The sequence below is a fragment of the Hymenobacter psoromatis genome, from assembly GCF_020012125.1.
GTDB classification, from domain to species: Bacteria; Bacteroidota; Bacteroidia; order Cytophagales; family Hymenobacteraceae; genus Hymenobacter; species Hymenobacter psoromatis.
In genome coordinates this window covers 1,874,860-1,897,901 of sequence record NZ_JAIFAG010000001.1, presented here as the reverse complement: position 1 = coordinate 1,897,901, position 23,042 = coordinate 1,874,860, and the positions used below count along the sequence as shown (strand labels likewise).

Sequence of the window (23,042 nt, the reverse complement as noted above, 5' to 3'; positions counted from 1 at the left end):
GGCCGTACCTTTGTGGCTTATGGAAAACCCCGTTATTATTCTCGGTGCGCAGGCCGTGGGCACCGCCGCGCTGGATGCTTTTTTATCTAATGATGTGGTGGTGTACTGCATCCTCGACGACGACCCCAAGCTGCACAACACCGAGCTGCTCGACGTGCCCGTGATGGGCAATACCGACGACGGCGAGCTGCTGAAGCTGCTAGGCAAAAAATGCGAAGTTTTCGTGGCCACCGAGGATGCCGCCAGCCGCCGCAGCCTCACCCAAATGCTGCACGACGAATACCAGGTAGTACCCGTCAATAGCATTCACCAGCGGGCCAGCGTGTCGGTGCACGCCGAGGTGGGCCACGGCAACTACGTGGGTCCCAATGCGGTAGTGGCCGCCACTGCCAAGCTCGGCGCGGGCATTTTGATGGGTCCCAATGCGGTGGTCGAAGGCCAGGCCAGCGTGGGTGACTATGCGCAGCTGGGAGCCGGCGCGCAGGTGGGGGTAGGGGCCTCGGTGGGCCAAAATGCCTTCATTGGGGCCGGCGCGGTGCTGGTGGCTGGCGTTAAAGTGGGCGACAAAGCCCGCGTCGGGGCCGGCTCGGTGGTGGTGGCCGACGTGTCCGCCGGCCAGACCGTATTTGGTAACCCAGCGGTGAAAGTTTAATTTTAATTAGGAAGGAAGAAGGAGGAATGAAGCATTGCTCCCAGAGAGTTATTCCACCTAATTCCTCCTTCTTCCCTCCTCCATTCTAATTAAAATAATGTACCAAGTCCTGCTCTATTACTGCTATACGCCCCTCGAAAATCCAGAGCAATTCCGCGACGAGCATCATCGTCTGTGCCTTGACCTGGATTTACGCGGGCGCATTATCGTGGCCGCCGAGGGGCTGAATGGTACGGTGTCGGGCACGCGCGAGGCTTGCGCGACCTATAGGGCCACCGTCAAGGCTGACCCGCGCTTCGCTACCCTCGAATTCAAGATGGACGACGTGGCCGCTCACACGTTTCAGAAGCTGCACGTGCGCGTGAAGCCCGAAATTGTGCATAGCAGCCTGCCCCACGTGCGCCCCCACGAGCAAACGGGCCAGCACCTGAGTCCGTTGGAATTCAAGGCGTTGAAAGACCGTGACGACGTGGTGATAGTAGATGTGCGCTCGGACTACGAGTATAACCTGGGCCGCTTCAAAAACGCTGTGACGCTCGATATCGAGAATTTCCGCGATTTTCCCGAGCGGGTGGAACGGCTGCGCGAGTTTCAGGACAAGAAAATCCTGACCTACTGCACCGGCGGCGTGAAGTGCGAAAAAGCCACTGCCTTTTTATTGGAGCAGGGCTTCGAAAACGTGTATCAGCTGCACGGCGGCATTATTAAGTACGGTATTGAGGCTGGTGGCGAGGATTTTGAGGGCCAGTGCTACGTCTTTGATGGCCGCGTGGCGGTGGATGTTAACCACGTGAATCCCAGTATTATATCGCGCTGTCATCACTGCCAGCAGTCCTCGCCCCGCCTCATCAACTGCGCCAATCCGCACTGCAATGCCCACCTGCCGCTGTGCGAAAGCTGCGGCGAAATGCTGCAAGGCGCGTGCTCCCCGGCTTGCGCCGAGCACCCCGACAAGCGGCCGTATGATGGCACGGGCACGTACCCAAAGCAAAGCAACCATTATACCCCCGCGCAGGGTCTGGCTTCGTACAGGGGGTAGGGTAAGGTTTAGCTGCCGTTTTAGTACCAGGTTAACCCCCGGCAGGGGAAGCTTACCGCACATTTTTCTTTCTAATTTCCGGCAAGCTACCGCTTACCCTACACGGCTATGATTCCCGAATCTGAACTCATCCTGAACCCCGACGGCACGATTTACCACCTTAATCTGCTGCCTGACCATATTTCTGACACTATCCTGACCGTGGGCGACCCGGCGCGGGTAGCACAGGTGAGCCGGCACTTCGACTCCATCGAGTTTGAGGGCGTGCATCGCGAGTTTGTGACCCACGTGGGCTACTACCGGGGGAAGCGCCTGACGGTGCTCAGCACCGGCATGGGCACCGATAACATTGATATTGTGCTGAATGAGCTGGATGCGCTAGTCAATATTGACTTTATGTCGCGCACCGTGCGCCCGCCCGAGGAGCGGCTGAGCTTGCGCATCATCCGGCTGGGTACCAGTGGCAGCCTCCAGCCCGACGTGCCGGTGGGCGCGCTGCTGGCTACTCAGCACGCCGTGGGCCTCGACTCGCTGATGCAGTTCTACCCCTTGGTAGAAACTGGCCTGGAAACGCAGGTGGCCAATGACTTACAACAAAAATTGGGCCTGCCCTATGCACCTTACGTGGTGCGCGGCTCCGACCTGCTGCGCGAGCAGCTGGCCGCCGACCTGCTCCTCGGCAACACCGTGACGTGCCCCGGCTTCTATGGGCCGCAGGGCCGCCGCCTGCGCCTCGACCTGCGCACACCCGACTATATGCAGCGCCTACAGGACTTTCGCCACCAGAGCCCCGAGGGTGATTTCCGCCTCAGTAATTTTGAGATGGAAACCGCCGGCTACTACGCCTTGGGCCAGCTGCTGGGCCACGAAGTGCTGAGCCTCAACGCAATAGTAGCCAACCGCGCTACCGGCGAGTTTGCCCCCGATGCTGCCGACATTATGGACCGGCTCATTGCCCGCACGCTGGCTCTCATCTGACCGCTGATTAACACGAATTCTAACGGATTTGGTGGACGATGCAAAAGGACTGCTTGGTGAGCCCCCCTTTTGCATCGTCTACCAAATCCGTGAAATCCGTGTTAATTAAAGCCCAGTACGGCGCGCAGTGGTAGCAAAATGCCGGCTTTTAGAGTCAGGTAATCGGGGTGCGCACCCCACACGGCGGTTTGCACGCGTAAGGTTTGGCAGTCAGCAGTTTGAAAGAAAATATCCAGCTTGCCGTGGTAGGCGTTGCCGAGGCGAGCGGCACGCTCGGCATCGCGGTGGCGGCGCGCGGCGGCGGCCGGGTCGGCGGTCAGCACATCGTTGGGCCCGAAGCGCAGGGTAGGGATAAGCTCTTTGTCAATGGTTTGGATAGGCTGGTCGGCGGGAGGCGTGTACATGCGGGTTGGATAGCTGACTTTTTTGCTAATCTCTGACGCCCTTCGTTAAGCCCTAGTGAAGGGGATAGGCACAGTATTACAATTCAGCCGCCAAAAACTCCATCGTGTCAATGCCGTCGGCGTAGTCGGCCACGCCGGGGTGCTGGGCTTGGCCGAAGGATACGGACCCCGCGTAGCGCCCGCCCGCCGATACAAGGGCCTGCGTCTGGGCCGCCACGTTGGTGAGCTGGTCGAGCAGGTCAATTTCCTGCGCGTAAGTAGCATAGTGTACCACCGAAATCGGCGACACCAGCGCTGCGCTCTCGGTCAGCAGCAGGAAGCCGTTGTCGAAATGCGGCACCGCGTTCACCAGCATAATGCTCTTGTTGTAGTCGTAATTATTCTGAAACTTGTGCTGGTTCAGCACCGTTTGCCAGGGCTGCAGCGCATCGAGCAACGGCACGAAATCGTAGCCAGCGGGTACGTAGAGCTTACTCACGTTGCGGCAGCCCAGGCCATAGTACTGAAAAATATCGGCCCCGAGCAGCGTCATTTCCTCGCCTGTTTCGTGGCCCGTGAGCACGGCCAGGCTCGTGCGGTTGCGCCGGATGAGGTGCGGCCGGCTCTTAAAGTAAAACTCGAAGTAGCGCGCCGTATTATCCGAGCCGGTAGCGATAAACGCATCGGCCGCGTTAAGCCGCTCCATCACCTGTATCCGTTCGCCAAAGGCCGGCTCGATAGTCGTTAGCTCCTGAATAATCCACAGCATGAGCACGGTATCGTCCTTGCTGAGCTTGGCCAGCAGCGAGTGGCCGCTGAGCAGCACGCACAGCAAATCGTGAAAGCCCACGAGTGGAATATTGCCGGCCATCACTACGCCCACCTGGCGGGGGGTAGGGGGCTCGGCTCGGTAGCGGCTGGCCCAGTGGCTGAGGGCGGGCTCGGCCAGCAAATGGGCCACGCCGGCCAGGGCGGTGCGCACGTTGGGCAGGTCGAACCAGGCGTTTTGGTTGCGGGCGCGGGCGGCGAGGTCGGTAATCTCCGCGTCGGCAAGGGTAGCGAGGCGGCGGCCCAGCGCCGCGAAGGCAGCCAGGCGGGAAGCGTGATTCAGCATAGAAAACAAGAGCGAAAAGCCAGAATGAGCCGTACTTTTGGGGGTTCAAACCAGCCAGCGCCGGGCTTTTTACGTACAGCCGGGCAGCTTGAATAGCAAAATTACTCACTAGTATAAGGAGACGACGGCAATGGCCATCATGATAACCGACGAGTGCATCAACTGTGGTGCCTGCGAACCGGAATGCCCCAACACCGCCATTTACGAGGGCGGTGCGCAGTGGCGCTGGGCCGATGGCACCACGCTGAAAGAAGTACAAACCATCGACGGGCACCTGGCCGGCGGCACCGAGCCCCAGCGCCCGGTATCGAACGAGTACTACTACATTGTAACCGATAAGTGCACCGAGTGCGTGGGCTTCCACGAGGAGCCGCAGTGCGCCGCCGTGTGCCCCGTCGACTGCTGCGTCGATGACCCCGACCACCGCGAAAGCCGCGAGCGCCTGACGAACAAGCAGCAGTGGCTGCATAAAGCAGCGTAGTGTTAAATAAGCTTTAGCTTGCCGAGTGTAGTGTAATTACCAAGTTAAAAAGAACGTCATGCAGACCGAAGGGAAGCATCTCGCTCGAATCGTTAGGTTAGTAACCCAGCGGCGCGAGCGAGTTACTTCTCTGCGCTCTGCATGACGTTCTTTTTGCGGTGTTTTTAAAACAACTGCCGCCCTACCCCCTGCTCCGCCGCCAGCAGCGCCAGAAACTCGTCCCGCGATACCTCCTCCGAGCCCAGCACCGCCATGTGCGGCGTCAGCTGTTGAATATCGAAGAAGCTGGCCCCGCGCGCCCGCAGGTGCTCGGCCAGCGCCAGCACGGCCAGCTTGGAGGCGTTGGGCTGGCAATGAAACATGCTTTCGCCCGCGAACACGCCCCGCACAGCCACGCCGTAGAGGCCGCCCACCAAGGTGTTATCCTCCCACACTTCCACGCTGTGGGCATAGCCGGCCGCGTGTAGCGCCTCGTAGCCGCGCACCAGCTGCGGCGTAATCCAGGTGCCCGCCTGGCCGGGGCGCGGCTGCGCCTGGCACGCCCGCATCACCTGCCCAAACGCGGTGTCGAAGCTGATGCGCCACGGCGACTGCCGCTGCGCCCGCGCCAGGCTGCGGCCCACGTGCAGGCGTGCCAGCCGCAAAATGCCCCGCCGCGGCGGGCAAAACCAGGCCAGCGGCCAGCCATCCACCGGCCACGGAAAAATGCCCTGGCTATAGGCCGCCACCAGGTTTTCGACGGTGGGCTGGCCGCCGAGCAGCAGCAGGCCATCGAGGTCATCGCGCGCGGCGGAGGGGGTAGGGAAGGTGAGAGGCATGGGTGAGCAAACTAGCGGTCGGCAAAGTTCGCGCTACGGGGCTAGTCAAGTTACCTTTGCCTAGCTTTATACTTCTTTCATATTGATAATAATGAAAGTAGATTCAGATATTACTTCTGCATCCATAGTAATTGTCGTTTCTAGCGCACTTATGTATACAGGGTACTTAGGAATTTTTAAACCGATGAAAATAATCGACTACTATTCTAGTGACAATACTGCATTTATGCGACGCGTGAAAGCTGAAGGATTAACAGAAAAGGATTTGTTTCAGTACAAATTGAGCGGTATACTAGCAGTAATTATGGGCTCCCTAATCTTGTTTTTTAATTTAAAAAGTATAATAAATATATTTTTATAAAATATATTTACAATTTAGGTAATTTTATTGCAACAGGGCAAAATTTACAGCTCAACTGGCGCGAGTTTAGGCAAAGCCGTAACTCGTGACTACTTAACCCAAGTTGCGGACTAGCAACCGGCTTGGTCGAGGGTGTGGACAAAGATGAACAAGGCTAATTTGAGCACGAAGCCGGCGGCCGTCACGGCATGAATATGCTTCGGAAAGCAGGCGGTGAGTTGACTGAAGGCAGTTTCCACTCCTTTGCGAAAATACTGGAGCAGAAAACGTTGCGCAGGGGAGTGGGGACGTTTACTGTTTGCCTTACGGGCCGTGAACTGCTGGCCACCGGTGGCCTCGGCGAACACGTCTTCCAGCGCGTAATCAGTATAGGCATTGTCCGTATAGAGCAGGCTGCCGTCGGGCAAATCCACGGCCATCGCCCGTATGCCAGTACCATTGGCCTCGCTACCGGCGTGGATATAAAATTCAACCGGCACCCCCTCGCTGGTGGCGATAATCTGCACTTTAAAGCCGTAGAACCACTGCCGCTTGCTAGCCGAGCGGCCCCGATAGGTCTTGCCTGTCAAGAGCTTACAGCGGGGAATCCGAATGTTTTGACATACCGCCACGGGAAACGAGTCGATGACGTAGCGCGCCTCCGTGTGCAACTCTTTCAGGACCTGGCCGCAGGTGGCAAACAGGGCCAGTAACGTATCGGTGAGCGTGTGCAGGCGGCGCGTGAAACCGCTCTTGTCCAGCTGGTTCTGCCCCCAATGCTGCTCCATGTAATGGCGACCCAACGTCAGATTGCCGCCAAAAAAGCGTGCCGCCACCAAGGCCGTGGTCAACACCTGCGCGTCGGTCAGGCGACGGCGCGGGTCGGCTGGCAGCGGGCGCACGGGACGGGTTAGGGTCAGCAAATCATCAAGAAAGCAGTACATTGCAACGGTCTGTTCGCGCATGGGTAAGGGTAGATTGGGAGGTCAGATACCCAAACCTAGCCTGTTCACGCCGAACAGACTTTTTTATGCCCTCCCGCTACTCCGCAACTTGGGTTAATTATAAGTATGAGGTTGTACCTCATCTGCCGCATCGCGGCAGGCTACGGCTGGGTCGCTAGCAAGAGCCGAGCAATATCGACTTGCCGCTAGCGCGGCAGTGGAGGTGCAACCTCCACATCAAATCTGGTCACGAGTTACGCTGCGCTAAACTCGCGCCAGTAGTACTGCGGTAAGGAAAAGCGGCACCTTAGTGGTTTGCCGTACTTTTGCTACTTAGTAGCAGACCCCCGACCACATGTCCCTCGCCAAAACCTATTCGCCCGCCGACGTTGAAGCCAAATGGTACCAGCGCTGGCAGGAGCAGGGCTTTTTCCAAGCCAAACCCAACCCCCACAAGCAGCCTTACACCGTGGTGATTCCGCCGCCCAACGTGACGGGCGTGCTGCACATGGGCCACATGCTCAACAATACCATCCAGGACGTGCTGGTGCGCCGCGCCCGCATGCAGGGCAAAGAGGCCTGCTGGGTGCCCGGCACCGACCACGCCAGCATCGCCACCGAGGCCAAGGTAGTGGCCATGCTCAAAGAGCAGGGAATCAACAAGAAAGACCTGAGCCGCGAAGAGTTTTTGGGGCACGCGTTTGCCTGGAAGGAGAAGTACGGCGGCATCATTCTGGAGCAGCTCAAGCAGCTCGGTGCCTCGTGCGACTGGAGCCGCACGCGCTTCACGATGGAGCCCAAGCTGACCGAGGCCGTACTGCGCGTGTTCGTGGACTTGTACCGCAAGGGCCTGATTTACCGCGGCGTGCGCATGGTGAACTGGGACCCGCTGGGCGGCACCGCCATCTCCGATGAGGAAGTGATTGCGAAGGATACCCAGGCTAAGATGTACCACCTTAAATACGAGGTGGTGGGCCAGCCCGGCCGCTTCCTGACGATAGCTACCTCGCGCCCCGAAACTATCATGGCCGACGTGGCCGTGGCCGTGAATCCCACCGACCCGCGCTACCACGACCTGGCCGGGCAGCGCGTGCGCATCCCGCTGCTGGGCCGCGAAATCCCGGTTATTCAGGACGAGTACGTGACGGTGGACTTCGGTACGGGCGCGCTGAAAGTGACGCCCGCCCACGACCTCAACGACTATGAGCTGGGCCTGAAACATAACCTGCCGGTCATTGATATTCTGAACGATAACGGCACGCTGAACGAGAAGGCGGAGCTGTACGTGGGCCAGGACCGGTTTGCGGCCCGCCGCAACATCGTGAAGGATTTGCAGGAAGCCGGCTTTTTAGATAAGATAGAAGAATACGCTAGCATCGTGCAGACGTCGGAGCGCACCGGGGCCGTAATTGAGCCCAAGCTGAGCTTGCAGTGGTTCCTGAAAATGGAGCACCTGGCCAAGCCCGCGCTCGAAGTGGTCGAAAACGATACTATCAAGCTGCACCCGCCCAAGTTCAAGAACATGTACCGGGCTTGGATGGAGAACGTGCGCGACTGGTGCATCTCGCGCCAGCTGTGGTGGGGCCAGCGCATTCCGGCCTACTACCTGCCCGATGGCTCGTTTGTAGTGACCCAGAATGAGGCCGAGGCAGTAGAGCTTGCCCGCGAGCAAAGCGGCAACAACGACCTGCAAGCCAGCGACCTGCGCCAGGATGAGGACGTGCTCGATACCTGGTTTTCGTCGTGGCTGTGGCCGATTTCGGTGTTCGATGGGTTTGACGACCCCGACAACGCCGACATCAACTATTTCTATCCGACCAACGACCTCGTAACGGCCCCCGAAATTCTGTTTTTCTGGGTGGCGCGCATGATTATGGCCGGCCTGGAATTCCGCAAGGAAGTGCCGTTCAAAAACGTGTACCTCACTGGTATTGTGCGCGATGCGCAGGGTCGCAAGATGAGCAAGCAGCTCGGCAACTCGCCCGACCCGCTCGACCTCATCCGCGACTTCGGGGCCGACGCGGTGCGGACCGGGATGCTGTTTTCGTCGCCCGCCGGCAATGATTTGCTCTACGACCAGAAGCTGATTGACCAGGGCCGCAACTTCAATAATAAACTTTGGAACGCCTTCCGCCTCGTGAAAGGCTGGGAAGTCGACAACGCGCTACCCTTCGCCAACGCACAAGCCGTGAGCTGGTTTGAAGCCAAGCTGGCCGAAACCGTGGCGGTGCTGGATGAGCACTTCGAGAAGTTTCGGATGAGCGACGCGCTGCTGACGGTATACAAGCTGCTGTGGGACGATTTTTGCGGGCAGTACCTCGAAATGGTGAAGCCCGCCTACCAGCACCCGATTGATGCTGAGACGTTGCGCTCCACCGTGGATTTCCTCGAAACGCTGCTCAAGCTGCTGCACCCGTTCATACCCTTCATCACCGAGGAACTGTGGCACGAGCTGGCCGAGCGCGGTGCGCGTGACTACGTGTGCGTGGCGCATTGGCCCAAGGTCCCTACCCCCCCCAACAGCGCCCACCTGCTGGCCGGCATGGACAAGGCCCTGGCCATCGTGGCCGGCGTGCGCCACGTGCGCAACCAGAATAATATCGGCCCCATCAAACAGCTGGAGCTGGCGGTGAAAACCGACGACCAAACGGCCTTCGAAGCCTACGCGCCGCTGGTGCGCAAGCTCGCTAACCTCAGCGACTTATCAGTCGTGACGGAAACGCCGGCCGGGGCGGTTAGCTTCGTGCAGGGGGGTAGCGAATTTTTCGTGCCGCTCGATACGCAGGTGGACCCCGCCGCCGAGCGCGCCCGCCTCGAAAAAGAGCTGGCTTACACCGTCGGTTTCCGCGACTCGGTGCAGAAAAAGCTCAGTAATGAGAAGTTCGTGGCCAACGCTAAGCCCGACGTGCTGGAGCGTGAGCGCCAGAAGCTGGCCGATGCCGAAGCCAAAATCGCGGCCCTCGAACAAGCCCTGCGGGCCTTGTAGCGTGGCCAAAATGTAGAGACGCGACCCTTCGCGTTTCCCGGCGCGTGAACGATTGTTCAACGCTGAGAGACGCGATGGGTCGCGTCTCTACGTGTAATGCCCGGCGGTGAGCGATGATAAAGGCTTTGCACAAGCGGCCCGGCGCTTATCTTGCCGGCCGTTCAGCTTTTCACCCTGCCCTCATCCCCACTATGAGCTATTCCCTGGTTTTGTTGGCGCTCGCGTTGCTGACGTTATTTCTGAGCTACGTCATTGTGCCGCAGGGTACAGTGGCGGTAGTTACGGTATTTGGCAAGTACCGCCGGGTGATGATGCCGGGCCTGAATTTCAAGATGCCTTTCGTGGAGAATGTCTTCAAGCGAATCTCTATCCAAAACCGTTCCTTAGAGCTAGAATTTCAGGCAATTACCATCGACCAAGCCAATGTGAACTTTAAGGCGATGCTGGTGTATTCGGTGCTCAACCAAGCCGACGAAACCATCAAAAACGTGGCCTTCAAATTTGTGGACGAGCGCAGTCTCATGCAGGCGCTTATCCGCACGGTGGAGGGCAGCATCCGGGCATTTGTGGCCACGCAACGGCAGGCGGCGGTGCTGAGCTTGCGCGGCGAAATTGTGCTGCACGTGAAGGACCAGCTCGACGAAACCCTCGAAAGCTGGGGCTACCACCTGATTGACTTGCAGTTGAATGATATTGCTTTTGACGAGGAAATTATGCGCTCGATGGCGAAAGTTGTGGCCAGCAACAACCTGAAGGCCGCCGCCGAAAACGAAGGTCAGGCCCTGCTCATTACCAAAACCAAGGCCGCCGAAGCCGAGGGCAACGCCATCAAGATTTCGGCCGAAGCGGAGAAAATCGCGGCTCAGCTGCGTGGGCAGGGGGTAGCGCTCTTCCGCGAGGAAGTGACCAAGGGAATGGCCCACGCCGTGCAGGAGCTAACCGATAATAACCTGGACCCCAGCCTGGTATATTTTTCGATGTGGACCGAGGCCATCAAGCACTTTGCCGAGCAGGGAAAGGGCAACGTCATCTTCCTGGATGCCTCGAATGAAGGCTTGGAGAAGAACCTCAAGCAGATGACCGCCTTGCAGCACCTCGACCAGGGCACTCGCCGCTAGCCGCCGCTGAGGGGGGTAGGGGCCGGCTGGTTTTTCCCCGCGCAGGGCGTTATCTCTGCGTTATCATTTGCGCGCTTCTTAGCCTTTGGTAGGCGCTTCAGTCCCGCCCGGTGCAAGGGCTGGCTGGTCCGTTAGCGCTATCAGCTACTGGTCCGGCTAAGCCTGGCTTACCTAGCGAGGTAGCCAGGCGCAACCCCACTGACGCAACCCAAACCCCGGTTTTAGGGTAACGGGGCCTGGCTGGGTTACCTTTGCCCCCGGATGCGGGCCGTAGAGCCCCACCGTGCGGCGGGGCTCTACGGCCCGCATCCGACCTTCTTACCCCTTTTTTTTACCTTGCTTTCTTTCTAATGAAGCACTCCTTATTCACCACGGCCGTCGTCGGCCTGGGGCTGCTGGCGGCCGTGCCGCGCAGTCAGGCCCAGACAGCCGACCAAAAATTTGGCGTCAGCGGCTACGTGAGTACCCTGCAATACCGGGGCGACCTGGGCAGCAACTTTTGGGACTTGCGCCACGCCAGCTACGGTGGGGGCCTGACCCTGAGCCGCTACATCTCCAAGGGCTTTGATATCAACCTGTCGGGCAACCAAGCCGTGCTGCGCTACCCCGGCGACGGCAGTTCCTTTACCAACCAAAACCCGGCCCTGAGCAACGGCCGCCGCTTTTCGGCCAACGTCACGAACCTGGGCCTGGGCCTGAAGTTCAAGCTGCCCGTGAAGGATGAGTTTTTCGTGCATCCTTATATTCTGTTGCAGCCTGGCCTGGCCATCGTGTATACCGACCGCTACGCCAGCCCGACGGCCGCCAACAGCCGCACCAGCTTTGGCTCGTTTGACGGGCAGGTGGCCCTGGGTCTGGATTTCCACCTTACGCCCGGCTTCGGCGTTTTCGTGCAGGCCGGCCAGCACTATCTGGACCGCGACGACGACCGCCTCGATGGCGTGAACAGCGGCAGCAGCAACTTCTTTGATAAGTACGACCGCTACATGCAGTTTTCGGCGGGCCTAACCGCCGCCTTCGGCAAAGCCAAGGACACGGACGGCGACGGCGTGCCCGACCGCAAGGACAAGTGCCCCGACACGCCGACCGGTGTAAAAGTGGACGTGAACGGCTGCCCGCTCGATACGGACGGCGACGGCGTACCTGACTACCAAGACAAGTGCCCCGATGTGAAGGGATTGGCCGCCCTGCAAGGCTGCCCCGACGCGGACGGCGACGGCGTAGCTGATGCCGACGACAAGTGCCCCAATACCCCGGCCGGCGTGCGCGTCGATGCTACCGGCTGCCCGCTTGACTCGGACGGGGATGGCGTGGCCGACTACCTCGACAAGTGCCCCAATACCCCGGCTGGCGTGAAAGTGGACGCCACCGGCTGCCCCATTGATACGGACGGCGACGGCGTGCCCGACTACCAGGACAAGTGCCCCGACCGGGCCGGCCCGGCCTCCAACAAAGGCTGCCCCGAGATTAAGGCCGAGGACAAGAAAATCCTCAACGAGGCCACTAAGTACATCAACTTCGACTTCAACAAGGCCACGCTCAAGACGAGTTCGTACGCCAAGCTGAACCAGATGGTGCAGATTATGAACGACTACCCCGACTACAGCCTGAGCATTGCCGGGCACACGGATAGCAAGGGAGCCGATGACTACAACCTGCGTTTGAGCTACGAGCGCGCGGCTTCGGCCCGTAAGTACATGCTAGAGAAAGGCATCCCGGCCGACCGCATCGAGGCTCGTGGCTACGGGGAGACCAAGCCGATTGCCGACAACAAGACGGCGGCGGGCCAGGCCCTGAACCGCCGGGTGGACTTCGACCCCTACCTGACGGGGGACACGAACGCGGCGGAAGCCAAGTACGGCCCGGCCCCGACGATTGCCGATATCAAGGCGGCTGGCAACAAGCTGCCCGGCAAGAAGACCACCGGCACGGGGGCCCCGCGCAGCCGCAAGGCGCCCCTGAAAAAGGCCCCCACGAAGAAGCGTAAGTAAGCGCTTCGGCCAGTAGGCTGCATTAGAAAGCCGCCCGTTCCAGTCTGGAGCGGGCGGCTTTTTTGCGTGCAGGTAGGGGTAGGGCCGCGGCCGGCCACAACCCCGGCCGGGCAAATCGGTTTTAACTTGCGGCCGCCTCGCGCCGAAACCTGGCCGGGGCCGCTCACTTTTGCTTTTATGGACGACGCTCTCCTTGCCAGCTACCAGACCGTTATCGGCCTCGAAGTACACGCTCAATTGCTGACGCACAGTAAGATGTACTCTTCGGATGAGAATGAGTACGGCTCGCTGCCTAATACCAACCTCTCGGTGATTACCCTGGGCCACCCCGGCACACTACCCCGCGTAAACCGCACGGCCGTGGACTTTGCCCTCAAAATGGGTTTGGCGACCAACTGTCAGATTACCCGCGAAAACCTGTTTGCCCGCAAAAACTATTTTTACCCCGACCTGCCTAAGGGCTACCAGATTACCCAGGATAAGACCCCGATTTGCCACGGCGGCTACCTCGATATCCGGCTGGCCGACGGCAGCACGCGCCGCATCGGCATCACGCGCATTCACATGGAAGAAGATGCGGGCAAGAGTATGCACCTGGCCGGCGAAACCGAAACCCTCGTGGACCTGAACCGCGCCGGCGTGCCGCTCATCGAAATCGTGAGCGAGCCCGACATCCGCACCGAGGAGGAAGCCTACGCCTACCTGACCGAAATCAAGAAGCTGGTGCAGTACCTGGGCATTTGTGACGGCAATATGGAGGAGGGCTCGTTGCGTTGCGATGCCAACGTGAGCGTGATGAAAAAAGGCGCCACCGAGTACGGTACGAAGGTGGAAGTCAAGAATATGAATTCCTTCCGCAACGTGCAGCGGGCCATCGAGCACGAGGTGCGGCGGCAAATTCAGATTCTAGAAAACGGCAGCGAGGTGGATTCCGAAACCCGCGGCTTCGACGCGGCCAGCGGCACCACCAACGGCCAGCGCTCGAAGGAGACCCTGAACGATTACCGCTACTTTCCCGAGCCCGACCTACCCCCCCTGGTAGTGGACGATGCCTGGCTGCACCGCGTGCAAGCCGAGCTGCCCGCTTTGCCGCAGCAGCTCTACGCCCGTTTCACCGGCGAGTTGGGCCTGAGCGACTACGACGCCTCGGTGCTGGTGGACCAGAAGGACGTAGCCCTGTTTTTTGACGAGCTGGCCCGCCTCACGCCCAACGCCAAAGCCGCCGCCAACTGGGTGATGGGGCCCGTGAAGTCGTACCTCAATGAGCGCGCCCTCGACCTGGCCGATTTCCCCCTCGACCCCGGCCAGCTGGCGGGCATCATTGACCTGATTGACGCCGGTAAGCTCAACTATTCGGTGGCCAGCAAGCAGCTCTTTCCTTATTTATTGGAGCACCCCACGGCCAACGCCACCGGCGCAGCTGACACCCTGGGTCTGCTCACCCAAGCCGACGCGGGCGAGCTGGAAGCCCTCGTGCAGCAGGTGCTGGCCGCCAACCCGGCTAAGGTAGCCGAGTACCGGGCCGGTAAAAAGTCGCTCACTGGCATGTTTATGGGTGAGCTGATGAAGCTGACCGGTGGCAAGGCCGACCCCAAATTGGCCAACCAGCTGCTGCGCCAGGGCCTGGAGGCAGCGTAAGGAAACCCGCGGCGGCGCGTCTGCCCGCCCGGCGCGCCGGAACCCGGCGGGCGGCCCCGGCCGTTAGGGGGGTAGGGCCGCCAAGCTGCGCGGCTAAATCCCTGCACCCGCCGTTCAACGTAGAGATGCCAGCTGTTGCGGCTTTACTTCATTCAACTTACTAGTTAGCAGTCAAGAGCTAACAGCTCACTAAAATGCCTTATATGAAACCTACCCTTGTTGCCCTGGCCCTGCTCGGCCTCACCAATGCCTGCCAGAATGCCAGCGCCGCCGAGGGCTACGAAATCAGCGGCCAGCTGCGCAATGTACCGGCCGGTACCACGTTGCATTTATCGGAGCTAACCAGCAGCCAGTTTGTGGAGCGCGGCACGGCCAAGGTGGATGCCCAGGGCAAATTCGTTTTTAAAGGTACCATGCCCGCCACCGCGGCTGTGTACCAGCTCAAGGTGGACGAGCCCAACCAGGTGCTGCTGGTGCTTAACAACAACACCCACCTCACCTTGACCGGCGACGCCAAGCGCCTACCCACCACCTACGCCGTGAAGGGCTCCAAGGACTCAGAAGTGATTCAGCAGCTGACGCGTACGTTGAACGCCACCAGTGGCCAGATGGACCGGCTGAAGGCACGCTATAATGCCGCCGGCCAGGCCGGTCACACCGACTCGCTGGCCGTTATCGAGCAGAAATTCAATGACTTGTCGCAACGCACCGCGGCCCGTGCCAAGTCCATCATTCGGCACAACGCGACTTCGGTGGCGGCGGGCTTCGCCACGCTCAGCTTTGTGAATCCCGACGACGACTTTGCCTTCGCCGATTCCATTGCCACCGTGCAGCGCAAGGCCCAGCCGGCCTCGCCCTTCACGCAGGCGTTGGTCGAGCGCCTGGCCCCGCTGCGAGCCACGGCTATTGGCACCGAGGCCCCCGAAATTAACCTGGCGCAGCCCGATGGCAAAACGCTCTCGCTCAAGAGCCTGCGCGGCAAATACGTGCTCGTGGACTTCTGGGCCAGCTGGTGCGGCCCCTGCCGCCAGGAAAATCCCAACGTGGTGAAAGCCTACGAGCAGTTTAAGGGCCAGGGCAAAGGCTTCACCGTCTACAGCGTATCGCTGGACCAGAAGAAGGAAAACTGGGAGAAAGCCATCGCCGCCGACCACCTGGTGTGGCCCAACCACGTCTCGGACCTGAAGTTCTGGCAGAGCGCCGCCGCCTCCGCCTACGGCGTGCAGGCCATTCCGCAGTCCTTTTTGCTCGACCCGCAGGGGAAGATTATCGCCAAAAACCTGCGTGGCCCGGCCCTGCAGGCTAAGCTGGCGGAAGTGCTGAAATAGTGTAAGCTATTTTGAGCAGAACGTCCTGCTGACGAAGGAAGCATCTCGCCCGCGCAAGTAATCCCTAACGTTAGGGATTACTTGCGCGGGCGAGATGCTTCCTTCGTCAGCAGGACGTTCTTTTGGTTTTTAGCAAGTAGCTGCTGCTACTTCAAGAACATCCGCTGCAAGCCGGCCCAGAGGCGCTTTTTGAGGCTTACATCGTATTCAATCAGCTCGATTTCGGCTCCGGCCAGGTAAGCCAGGCTCACGGCCGGGAATTGCACGGGCTCGTAAATCTGGGTGGTGCGCACGGCCACGTCGAGCAGGTTTTTGCCGAAGGCCAGAATATGCGTAGCCGCAATTTCCTTGCGCAGAGTTGCAAGAGCCACGGGGTAGGGGCCGTCCACGTTCACCAGCACTACGTCGGCCATTACCAGGCCAATGGCTTGCAACAGCTTGTTCAAGAACACGTTGCGCGGTAGCTTCACGAACTGCGCGGGGGGTAGGCGCACCACTAGCACCACGCCCGCCGCGTTGTTGCCCAGCGTGTCGAAGGTCGTGAGCAGGTAGGGCGCGACGGGCGGCACGGATGCTGGATTTGGACTCGACGCCACTGAGGCGGGCATTGGTGCGGCCGTGGGGGGTAGGGGCGTACTAGCGAGCGAGGGCAGCTTGGCGGCCGGCGCGGGGGGTAGGGGAGCCGGCACGCTGGGTACGGGCACGGCTACTGGGGCCGCCACGACCACGGGAAGCACCGCTGGAGTAATGGGTACTGCCGCGGCCGCCGGCGCTGGCTCGGCGGCCGCGTGCGGCAGATAAAGCGTAGTGTTAGTGTAGAAGTTTTGCAGGAAGGCCAGGGTGCCGCTTTGCTCGTCCTCAGTCATATAAACCGGAAAAATCAGGGAAGTTCAAACAACGCTTTTAGCTCGCTGGCTTCGCCGGGCTTCATGCGGCCGGCTAGTACCAGGCGCAGCTGGCGGCGGCGCAGCGCGCCGTCGTAGAGGGCGATTTCCTCGGTGGTTTCGGGCACGGCCTCGGGCACGTCGATGGGCCGGCCCGACTGGTCTACGGCCACGAAGGTGAAGAACGCCTCGTTGGTTTTGAGCTTGGTACCGCTCGGAATATCCTCGGCCCACACGTCGATGTGCACCTCCATGCTGGAGCTGAACGCGCGCGTTACCTGCGCCTCCAGCGTTACGACGTTGCCCAGCCGGATGGGGTCGCGGAACGACACGTTATCGACCGAGGCTGTGACCACGATGCGATTGGAGTGCTTTTGGGCCGCGATGGCCGCCGCAATGTCCATGAGGTGCATCATGCGGCCGCCCATCAAATTATGGAGCGTATTAGTATCGTTGGGCAGCACCAGCTCGGTCATGATGACGAACGAATCGGAAACGGGACGTTGCTTTTTCAATTATCAGTTGTCAATTATCAGGTATCAAGCAAGAATAATGGGTGGGAGAGGGTAGGCAAAGGTAAGTTCGTTTGCTGCGGGTAGTGATGACTGAGAACTGCAATCACTGCCAGCCGGCCGCGCCGCGCAGGGGCACGAAGCGGCAGTCGCCCAGCTCCTCGCGGGTGAAGGTGTCGGGCCCCTCGCGGGTGATGCGCAGCAGCTGTTGCTGGCCGGGGTCGGCGGAGCCCACCGGCACCACCAGCCGCCCGCCCACGCGCAGCTGGCGCAGCAGGGCGGGGGGTAGGGCAGGCGCGCCGGCCGTCACCAGGATGCCGTCGTAGGGCGCGTGCGCGGGCAGGCCCAGCGAGCCATCGCCCTGGTGCAGGCCCGCCGTGGGCAGGCCCAGCGCCGCTAGTCGCTGCCGCCCTCGCTCGTAAAGAACTTGCTTAAATTCAATACTTTGCACGTGAGTTGTGAGCTGGCACAGCACCGCGAACTGGTAGCCCGAGCCGGTGCCGATTTCGAGTAGGTGGTGGCCGGGGCGCACGCCCAGCAGCTCGGTTTGGTAGGCCACGGTGCTAGGCTGCGAAATCGTCTGGCCCTCGCCGATGGGAAAAGCTTTGTCCTGGTAGGCGTGGGCCTCGAAGGCCGGCTCGAAAAACAGGTGGCGCGGCACCGCGCCCACCGCCGCCAGCACCCGCTCATCGCGGATGCCTCGCTGCTCGCGCAGGTGCGTGACCAGGGCCCGGCGCTGGCCCCGGTGGCGATAGGTATCGAAAGGCGTAATGGAATTAAGAGTTGAAAGGTGAGAGGTAAGCGTTGACGTTATACCGTCGGGAGTAGCGCAATTTCTGTGCATCGTGGCCCCGCGCCAGCAGGATAACGCTGCTTGACGCAAGGATACGATGTACAGAAATCATGCTACCAGCTAGCGCCGCTTTAACGAAGGTCCCGCGCGCAGCATGTGGGTAAGGGTTGAAAGCCAGCAGGTAAATGCTAAGAGTTAAAGCAGAAAATTATATCCTTTAACTCTTAATTTTATTTCATACCTTTTAACTCCCCCATTCCGCCCTATTTTTGCGGCATCCCACAAAACTACGCGCTACCCTCCTCCTTGCTGCTCCGCCGAATTCAGTATCTCAAGCTCGTAGCGGCCGATTTTGGCGCGGCGCTGCTAGCCTGGGTGGCGTTTTTCCTGCTGCGCAAGTACTTGCTGAGCGAAACGACGGGCTATCGCTTCAGCGAAGGGGTGCTGATTTATCTTTCGGGGGCGGCCGTGCTGGTAGCCTCCTTCTGGACGACGCTCTACGCGCTGCTGGGCGAGTACCGCGATATCTTTCGCAAGTCGCGCCTCTCCGAGCTGATTCGCTTGGCGCGGGCCGCGCTGCTGGGCACGCTGATTATCTTCTTTGCTCTGCTGCTCGACGACCAGGGCGTGAGTAATTACCACGCTTACTACAAGACCTTTACGGCCTATTACGTGCTGCATTTCAGCATCACGGCGGTGCTGCGCATCTGGGCCGTGAGCAGTGTGCAGCATTTGGTGCGGCGCGGCGTTATCTCGTTTCCTACCCTGCTTGTGGGCTCCAACCGGCTGGCCCTGAGCACGTACCAGGACTTACAGCGTACGGGCCGCCACCTGGGTCTACGGCTGGTGGGCTTCACGCCCATTGGCCCCACCACCGATGCCGGGCTGGCCCAGGCGCTACCCGTGCCCGGAGCTTACCAGCAACTGCCGGCCCTCATTCGCAGCTTGGCCATCGAGCAGATTATTATTGCCATTGAGCCCAGCGAACACCTGCGCATTCAGGAAATCCTGACGTTGCTGGAAGGCTCGCCGGCCCGCATCAGCATCTTGCCCGACTTGTACCAGATGCTGCTGGGTTCGGTGAAAGTCAACCACTTATTCGGTACGCCGCTCATCGAAATCAAGCAGGATTTGCTACCCGTGTGGCAGCAGGTGCTCAAGCGCGCGCTCGACGTGGGAGTATCGCTGCTGTTTATGATTCTGGCCTGGCCGGTGTATTTGTTTACGGCCCTCATGGTGCGCCTGTCGTCGCCGGGGCCAATATTCTACCGCCAGGCGCGGGTGGGCAAAAACGCGGTGCCATTCGCTATTATCAAATTTCGCTCGATGTACCTGAATGCCGAGCAGCTGGGCCCCGCCCTTAGCTCCGACCACGACCCGCGCATCACGCCCTGGGGCCGCTTCATGCGTAAGGTGCGGCTCGATGAGTTTCCGCAGTTCTGGAACGTACTTAAAGGCGATATGAGCTTGGTGGGCCCGCGCCCCGAGCGCCAGTTTTTTATCGACCAGATTGTCCAAATCGCCCCCCACTACCGCCACCTGCACCGCGTGCGCCCCGGCATTACCAGCCTGGGCCAAGTGAAATACGGCTACGCCGAAACCGTGGCCCAGATGGTGGAGCGCCTCAAGTTTGACATCCTCTACATTGAAAACATGAGTCTGGCGATGGACTTTCGGGTGTTGCTCTATACGCTGAAAATCATCGTGGAAGGCCGGGGCAAATAGACCGCAGATTCAAGCTGATTTACCGGATTTCGCGGATACGCCGCTGCGCGGCTAGCTGCCGCTTTGGCAGGTGGTTGCGTTTGGGTGGCTAGCGTATTTGCACGGGAGGCTGTTTGCGGATGTACTGCAAAATCCATAACTAATGGCCGCCCGTTTGTTATTCCTCATACCCAGTATGCGCTGCGTGCAGGCTACTGAAAAGTAAAAAGGCCAAAAAGCATAGCCAGCCGCGTAAGCGGCGTATCTGCGAAATTCGTTAAATCAGTTTGAATCTGCGGTTTATGTTTACTGGAATAATTGAAGCCGTCGGCACCGTGGTAGCTGTCGAAAACGAAGGCACCAACCGCCATTTTACCATCCAGTCGCCCTTCGCGGGGGAGCTGAAAATTGACCAGAGCGTGGCCCACGACGGCGTGTGCCTCACGGTAGTAGCCCTGAATCCGGCGGCCGGCACGCACGTGGTTACGGCTATCGACGAGACGCTGCGCAAAACCAACCTGGGCCAGTGGCAGCCCGGCCGCCACCTCAACCTGGAGCGCTGCCTGGCCGCCGGTGGGCGCTTCGACGGCCACATCGTGCAGGGCCACGTGGACGCTACCGCCGAGTGCCTCAGCGTGCAGGACCAGGATGGCTCCTGGCTCTTCCGCTTCCGCCACGAGGCCGGGCCGCAGCGCCTCACGGTGGAGAAGGGCTCCATCACCATCAATGGCGTGAGCCTGACGTGCTTTGACTCGACGCCCACCGAATTTTCGGTGGCCATTATCCCCTACACGTACGCGCACACCGGCTTTAACCAGCTGCAAGCCGGCGACCGCGTGAACCTGGAGTTCGACATTGTGGGCAAGTACGTGGCCCGGCTGCTGGCCAGCCAGGGCCTGCTGGTTGGGTAAGGGGCCAGGCGCGGTGCCCTACCCCCACTCGGGGGCTAGGCGGGGGCCAACCGCAGTGGCTGCCGCTGGCCCAGCGTGAGCGAACGCCAGGCCCACTCCACGGGCCCGAAGCGGAAATGTGCCAGCCACCAGGCACTAAAAGCCACTTGCAGCCCAAATATGGGCAGGCTCAGCAGGCAGGCCACCCAGAGCTGGCTGGTACCTTGCAGCCCCAAGCCATAGCCAAAAAATAGCAGCGAGCCCATTAGCGTCTGAAGCAGGTAGTTGGTGAGAGCCATGCGGCCCACCAGCGCCAGCACCGGCACGGCCCAGCGCCCGGCCCGGTACTGGAAGAATAGCGTCAGGCCGGCCAGGTAGAAGAGGGTAGTGGTTACGTTGCGGATGTCGTAGACCAGTGCGAACCCAGCCTGGGCCGGGGCGGTGGCCTGCCCCGCTGGCCCGTAGGCGTTGGTAAGCAGTACGATGCCGATTTTAGTAGCTACTAGCGCCAGCAGCGCCCCCAGCCCCAGCCGCCAGAACAACGCCCGCTTGTCAGCCAGCTGCTCGAACAGCCGCCGCCGGCCAGCGTACAGCCCCAGCAGGAAAAAGCCCAGCGTGTGATACACCCGACCGGTACCGAGCTGAAAATCAAGTAAGTGGCCAAACGAGTGAGCGTTGGCCACCACCGTGTCGGCGTAGCTGCCGTGCGTCAGCGTCTGGTAGTTGGCCAGGGCCTGCTGCTTCGCGATGGCTAGGGTTTGCGGGGAGAGCGGGGTAGCGGCCCGTGCGGCGTAGGCCCGGCCCAGGGTAACGGGCAGGTTCAGGGCCAAGAGACAGCCAAACGCCAGCACCACCCCGTTGGAGGCCCGGCTGAAGAGTAGCAGCAGCCCGCCCAGTACCGCGTAAATGAGCAGAATATCGCCCCGCCAGTGCAGGTAGTGCAACAGGCCGATGCCCGCCAGCACGCCCAGCCGCCGGGCGTAGCGCCGGTAAAATACACCCGGTGCCTCGTGCGAGCGGCCCAGCATCAGGGCGAAGCTCAAGCCGAATAAAAACGAGAAGATGGTGTAGAATTTATCCACCAGCAGCAGCTCTACCTTGCCGATTACCAGCGCGTTGAGGGCTCCCGCGCCGTGCAGCCGGTACAGCCGCGCGGGTAGCGCATCGGCCGTGAACCAGCGGCTGCAATGCACCACCAGAATGCCCAGCAGCGCTATTCCGCGCAGGGCATCGACTACGGGTAGGCGGGCGGCCTTGACCGGGGTAGGGAGTAGGGCTTGGGTAGTGGTTGGCAGCAAGTTGGTAGGTGTCAATGAGAAAGCTTGGTCGGGTTCGAATTCTTAACATTGCGGCAACTTACGTACTACAGTAAAAAAATGCTACCAAATTTTGCAATAAATGACGAATTTATGCAGGCTAAAACTGATAATTCACAGCATGCCTCCCCTATAGTAAGATAGCCTATGGCCTATTAGCCCAGTGGGGTTGAGCCCGGCCAGCAACCCGCCCCGCTGCGTTGATTTAACGCCATAAATTATTGCTTTTCCGCAAGGTGACATATTGTACGACGTACCATTGACCGGGCATAGTCCTGCCATCCCAAACAGTTGTTAATTGCAATTTTTCCCCTAAGCAACATGTTAATTTACAAGGTGTTCTCAATTAGCGCCGCGGTAAATTTTAGTTAAATGGGCAATCGCGCAGCCAGAGTTGGTGCGCAGATTAATTTCTTCATTAAAAATTTATTCTATTAGGATTTATTTAAATACGCCTACTAAAATTATGCTGTAATACTATAAACTTAATCAAACGCCCCTTACCCCATCCCACCGTCGAAATGCCCAGCCCGCGCCCGCGCCCAGCGCCGCGCCCAGCAGCCAGCCGGCCAGCACGTCGAGGGGGTAGTGGGCGGCTAAATACACGCGGCTGTACGAAATCAGCAGCGCCCATCCAAACACCCCGATTTTGAGGGCCCGGAAGCGGCCAGCCGGCAGCGTCAGCAGCAGAAACACGGCCAGCCCCATCGCGTTGGCGGCGTGTGACGACAGGAAACCATATTGCCCGCCGCAGCCATCGGGTAGGTAGAGCTGCGCGGCCAGGTCGGGGGCGTGGCAGGGCCGCGCGCGGGCTGCCCAGGGCTTAAACACGCGGCTGCTGATGCTATCGGCCAGGGCCACGGTGGCGGCCAGTAGCAAAAGTAGCCGCCCGGCGCGGCGGCGAAAATGGTAGATGAGCCAGCCCAGCAGCACCGCGTAAAATGGAAACCACACCTTAATCTGGGAGGCAAAGGTCATCACCGCATCCAGCGTCGGCGTGCGGGCGTGGTTGATGGCCAGCAGCACGCGGTGGTCGAAGTCAGTGAGGTGAGGCAGCGGGGGTAGGGGCATGGTGACAAAAGCCTGTCATGGCAAGGAGGAACGACGACGCAATCTTTCTTCTTCACACGACT

Annotated in this window: 20 protein-coding genes; 11 read left to right on the top strand and 9 right to left on the bottom strand. The window is 60.1% G+C overall.

Annotated features, from left to right (window positions below; genetic code table 11):
• The first annotated feature begins 19 nt into the window (after positions 1-19).
• From LC531_RS08090 to LC531_RS08080, 3 genes are all read left to right on the top strand, one after another.
• Positions 20-652 (top strand): DapH/DapD/GlmU-related protein, encoded by a 633-nt coding sequence (locus LC531_RS08090; protein WP_223649799.1) that lies wholly within the window; start codon positions 20-22, stop codon positions 650-652.
• Between the two features lie 97 nt (positions 653-749).
• Positions 750-1,691 (top strand): oxygen-dependent tRNA uridine(34) hydroxylase TrhO, encoded by a 942-nt coding sequence (trhO, locus tag LC531_RS08085; protein ID WP_223649798.1) that lies wholly within the window; start codon positions 750-752, stop codon positions 1,689-1,691.
• A 108-nt stretch (positions 1,692-1,799) separates the two neighbouring features.
• On the top strand, positions 1,800-2,669 hold the full coding sequence (locus LC531_RS08080) for a nucleoside phosphorylase (protein ID WP_223649797.1): 870 nt from the start codon (positions 1,800-1,802) through the stop codon (positions 2,667-2,669).
• 101 nt (positions 2,670-2,770) lie between these two features.
• On the opposite strand, the gene LC531_RS08075 is transcribed toward LC531_RS08080, so the two are convergent.
• Both LC531_RS08075 and LC531_RS08070 read right to left on the bottom strand, forming a co-directional pair.
• Positions 2,771-3,073, bottom strand: a complete 303-nt coding sequence (locus LC531_RS08075) for a hypothetical protein (RefSeq protein WP_223649796.1) — start codon at positions 3,071-3,073, stop codon at positions 2,771-2,773.
• 76 nt (positions 3,074-3,149) lie between these two features.
• Positions 3,150-4,166, bottom strand: coding sequence for an acyl-CoA reductase (locus tag LC531_RS08070; RefSeq protein WP_332874888.1), 1,017 nt, complete (start codon positions 4,164-4,166; stop codon positions 3,150-3,152).
• Between the two features lie 130 nt (positions 4,167-4,296).
• Between LC531_RS08070 and LC531_RS08065 the strand changes: the two genes are divergently transcribed.
• On the top strand, positions 4,297-4,647 hold the full coding sequence (locus LC531_RS08065; RefSeq protein WP_223649795.1) for a 4Fe-4S binding protein: 351 nt from the start codon (positions 4,297-4,299) through the stop codon (positions 4,645-4,647).
• Between the two features lie 164 nt (positions 4,648-4,811).
• Here the strand turns inward: LC531_RS08065 and aat are convergent, their stop codons facing one another.
• Complete coding sequence (aat, locus tag LC531_RS08060; protein ID WP_223649794.1) at positions 4,812-5,465, bottom strand: leucyl/phenylalanyl-tRNA--protein transferase; 654 nt, start codon at positions 5,463-5,465, stop codon at positions 4,812-4,814.
• Positions 5,466-5,936: 471 nt separating this feature from the next.
• Positions 5,937-6,770, bottom strand: coding sequence for an IS982 family transposase (locus tag LC531_RS08055; RefSeq protein ID WP_223649793.1), 834 nt, complete (start codon positions 6,768-6,770; stop codon positions 5,937-5,939).
• Between the two features lie 334 nt (positions 6,771-7,104).
• Here LC531_RS08055 and LC531_RS08050 point away from each other — a divergent pair, with 334 nt between their 5' ends.
• The 5 genes from LC531_RS08050 to LC531_RS08015 all read left to right on the top strand — a co-directional run bounded on the left by LC531_RS08050 (position 7,105) and on the right by LC531_RS08015 (position 15,810).
• The gene (locus LC531_RS08050) at positions 7,105-9,735 is read left to right on the top strand and encodes a valine--tRNA ligase (RefSeq protein ID WP_223649792.1); all 2,631 of its coding nucleotides are present in this window, start codon (positions 7,105-7,107) and stop codon (positions 9,733-9,735) included.
• Between the two features lie 191 nt (positions 9,736-9,926).
• Positions 9,927-10,853, top strand: coding sequence for an SPFH domain-containing protein (locus tag LC531_RS08045; protein ID WP_223649791.1), 927 nt, complete (start codon positions 9,927-9,929; stop codon positions 10,851-10,853).
• Positions 10,854-11,203: 350 nt separating this feature from the next.
• Positions 11,204-12,844, top strand: coding sequence for an OmpA family protein (locus LC531_RS22830; protein ID WP_269808156.1), 1,641 nt, complete (start codon positions 11,204-11,206; stop codon positions 12,842-12,844).
• Between the two features lie 177 nt (positions 12,845-13,021).
• Positions 13,022-14,482, top strand: a complete 1,461-nt coding sequence (gene gatB, locus LC531_RS08020) for an Asp-tRNA(Asn)/Glu-tRNA(Gln) amidotransferase subunit GatB (RefSeq protein ID WP_223649790.1) — start codon at positions 13,022-13,024, stop codon at positions 14,480-14,482.
• A 203-nt stretch (positions 14,483-14,685) separates the two neighbouring features.
• Positions 14,686-15,810 carry a TlpA disulfide reductase family protein gene (locus LC531_RS08015; RefSeq protein WP_223649789.1) on the top strand — a complete coding sequence of 375 codons (1,125 nt, stop codon included), beginning with the start codon at positions 14,686-14,688 and terminating at the stop codon, positions 15,808-15,810.
• A gap of 146 nt (positions 15,811-15,956) precedes the next feature.
• Here the strand turns inward: LC531_RS08015 and LC531_RS08010 are convergent, their stop codons facing one another.
• The 3 genes from LC531_RS08010 to LC531_RS08000 form a co-directional block, all read right to left on the bottom strand.
• Positions 15,957-16,676, bottom strand: coding sequence for a hypothetical protein (locus LC531_RS08010; RefSeq protein WP_223649788.1), 720 nt, complete (start codon positions 16,674-16,676; stop codon positions 15,957-15,959).
• 14 nt (positions 16,677-16,690) lie between these two features.
• Positions 16,691-17,170, bottom strand: a complete 480-nt coding sequence (locus LC531_RS08005) for an acyl-CoA thioesterase (RefSeq protein WP_223653879.1) — start codon at positions 17,168-17,170, stop codon at positions 16,691-16,693.
• Positions 17,171-17,312: 142 nt separating this feature from the next.
• Complete coding sequence (locus LC531_RS08000; protein WP_223649787.1) at positions 17,313-18,050, bottom strand: protein-L-isoaspartate(D-aspartate) O-methyltransferase; 738 nt, start codon at positions 18,048-18,050, stop codon at positions 17,313-17,315.
• 255 nt (positions 18,051-18,305) lie between these two features.
• On the opposite strand from LC531_RS08000, the gene LC531_RS07995 reads away from it, so the two are divergent.
• Entirely contained in the window at positions 18,306-19,724 is a 1,419-nt protein-coding gene (locus LC531_RS07995; protein ID WP_223649786.1) for a sugar transferase, read from the top strand.
• Positions 19,725-20,005: 281 nt separating this feature from the next.
• Positions 20,006-20,614 (top strand): riboflavin synthase, encoded by a 609-nt coding sequence (locus LC531_RS07990; protein WP_223649785.1) that lies wholly within the window; start codon positions 20,006-20,008, stop codon positions 20,612-20,614.
• 35 nt (positions 20,615-20,649) lie between these two features.
• On the opposite strand, the gene LC531_RS07985 is transcribed toward LC531_RS07990, so the two are convergent.
• Together LC531_RS07985 and LC531_RS07980 are read right to left on the bottom strand one after the other, a co-directional pair.
• Positions 20,650-21,891, bottom strand: a complete 1,242-nt coding sequence (locus tag LC531_RS07985) for a DUF418 domain-containing protein (protein WP_223649784.1) — start codon at positions 21,889-21,891, stop codon at positions 20,650-20,652.
• A gap of 507 nt (positions 21,892-22,398) precedes the next feature.
• Positions 22,399-22,980 (bottom strand): phosphatase PAP2 family protein, encoded by a 582-nt coding sequence (locus LC531_RS07980; RefSeq protein WP_223649783.1) that lies wholly within the window; start codon positions 22,978-22,980, stop codon positions 22,399-22,401.
• Positions 22,981-23,042: the final 62 nt, after the last annotated feature.

What these genes read in the sequence shown, in the direction of transcription:
- LC531_RS08090 (WP_223649799.1), top strand. Translation starts at nt 20, where the DNA reads ATGGAAAACCCCGTTATTATTCTCGGTGCGCAGGCCGTGGGCACCGCC.
- trhO (WP_223649798.1), top strand. Translation starts at nt 750, where the DNA reads ATGTACCAAGTCCTGCTCTATTACTGCTATACGCCCCTCGAAAATCCA.
- LC531_RS08080 (WP_223649797.1), top strand. Translation starts at nt 1,800, where the DNA reads ATGATTCCCGAATCTGAACTCATCCTGAACCCCGACGGCACGATTTAC.
- LC531_RS08075 (WP_223649796.1), bottom strand. Translation starts at nt 3,073, where the DNA reads ATGTACACGCCTCCCGCCGACCAGCCTATCCAAACCATTGACAAAGAG.
- LC531_RS08070 (WP_332874888.1), bottom strand. Translation starts at nt 4,166, where the DNA reads ATGCTGAATCACGCTTCCCGCCTGGCTGCCTTCGCGGCGCTGGGCCGC.
- LC531_RS08065 (WP_223649795.1), top strand. Translation starts at nt 4,297, where the DNA reads ATGGCCATCATGATAACCGACGAGTGCATCAACTGTGGTGCCTGCGAA.
- aat (WP_223649794.1), bottom strand. Translation starts at nt 5,465, where the DNA reads ATGCCTCTCACCTTCCCTACCCCCTCCGCCGCGCGCGATGACCTCGAT.
- LC531_RS08055 (WP_223649793.1), bottom strand. Translation starts at nt 6,770, where the DNA reads ATGCGCGAACAGACCGTTGCAATGTACTGCTTTCTTGATGATTTGCTG.
- LC531_RS08050 (WP_223649792.1), top strand. Translation starts at nt 7,105, where the DNA reads ATGTCCCTCGCCAAAACCTATTCGCCCGCCGACGTTGAAGCCAAATGG.
- LC531_RS08045 (WP_223649791.1), top strand. Translation starts at nt 9,927, where the DNA reads ATGAGCTATTCCCTGGTTTTGTTGGCGCTCGCGTTGCTGACGTTATTT.
- LC531_RS22830 (WP_269808156.1), top strand. Translation starts at nt 11,204, where the DNA reads ATGAAGCACTCCTTATTCACCACGGCCGTCGTCGGCCTGGGGCTGCTG.
- gatB (WP_223649790.1), top strand. Translation starts at nt 13,022, where the DNA reads ATGGACGACGCTCTCCTTGCCAGCTACCAGACCGTTATCGGCCTCGAA.
- LC531_RS08015 (WP_223649789.1), top strand. Translation starts at nt 14,686, where the DNA reads ATGAAACCTACCCTTGTTGCCCTGGCCCTGCTCGGCCTCACCAATGCC.
- LC531_RS08010 (WP_223649788.1), bottom strand. Translation starts at nt 16,676, where the DNA reads ATGACTGAGGACGAGCAAAGCGGCACCCTGGCCTTCCTGCAAAACTTC.
- LC531_RS08005 (WP_223653879.1), bottom strand. Translation starts at nt 17,170, where the DNA reads ATGACCGAGCTGGTGCTGCCCAACGATACTAATACGCTCCATAATTTG.
- LC531_RS08000 (WP_223649787.1), bottom strand. Translation starts at nt 18,050, where the DNA reads ATGCACAGAAATTGCGCTACTCCCGACGGTATAACGTCAACGCTTACC.
- LC531_RS07990 (WP_223649785.1), top strand. Translation starts at nt 20,006, where the DNA reads ATGTTTACTGGAATAATTGAAGCCGTCGGCACCGTGGTAGCTGTCGAA.
- LC531_RS07980 (WP_223649783.1), bottom strand. Translation starts at nt 22,980, where the DNA reads ATGCCCCTACCCCCGCTGCCTCACCTCACTGACTTCGACCACCGCGTG.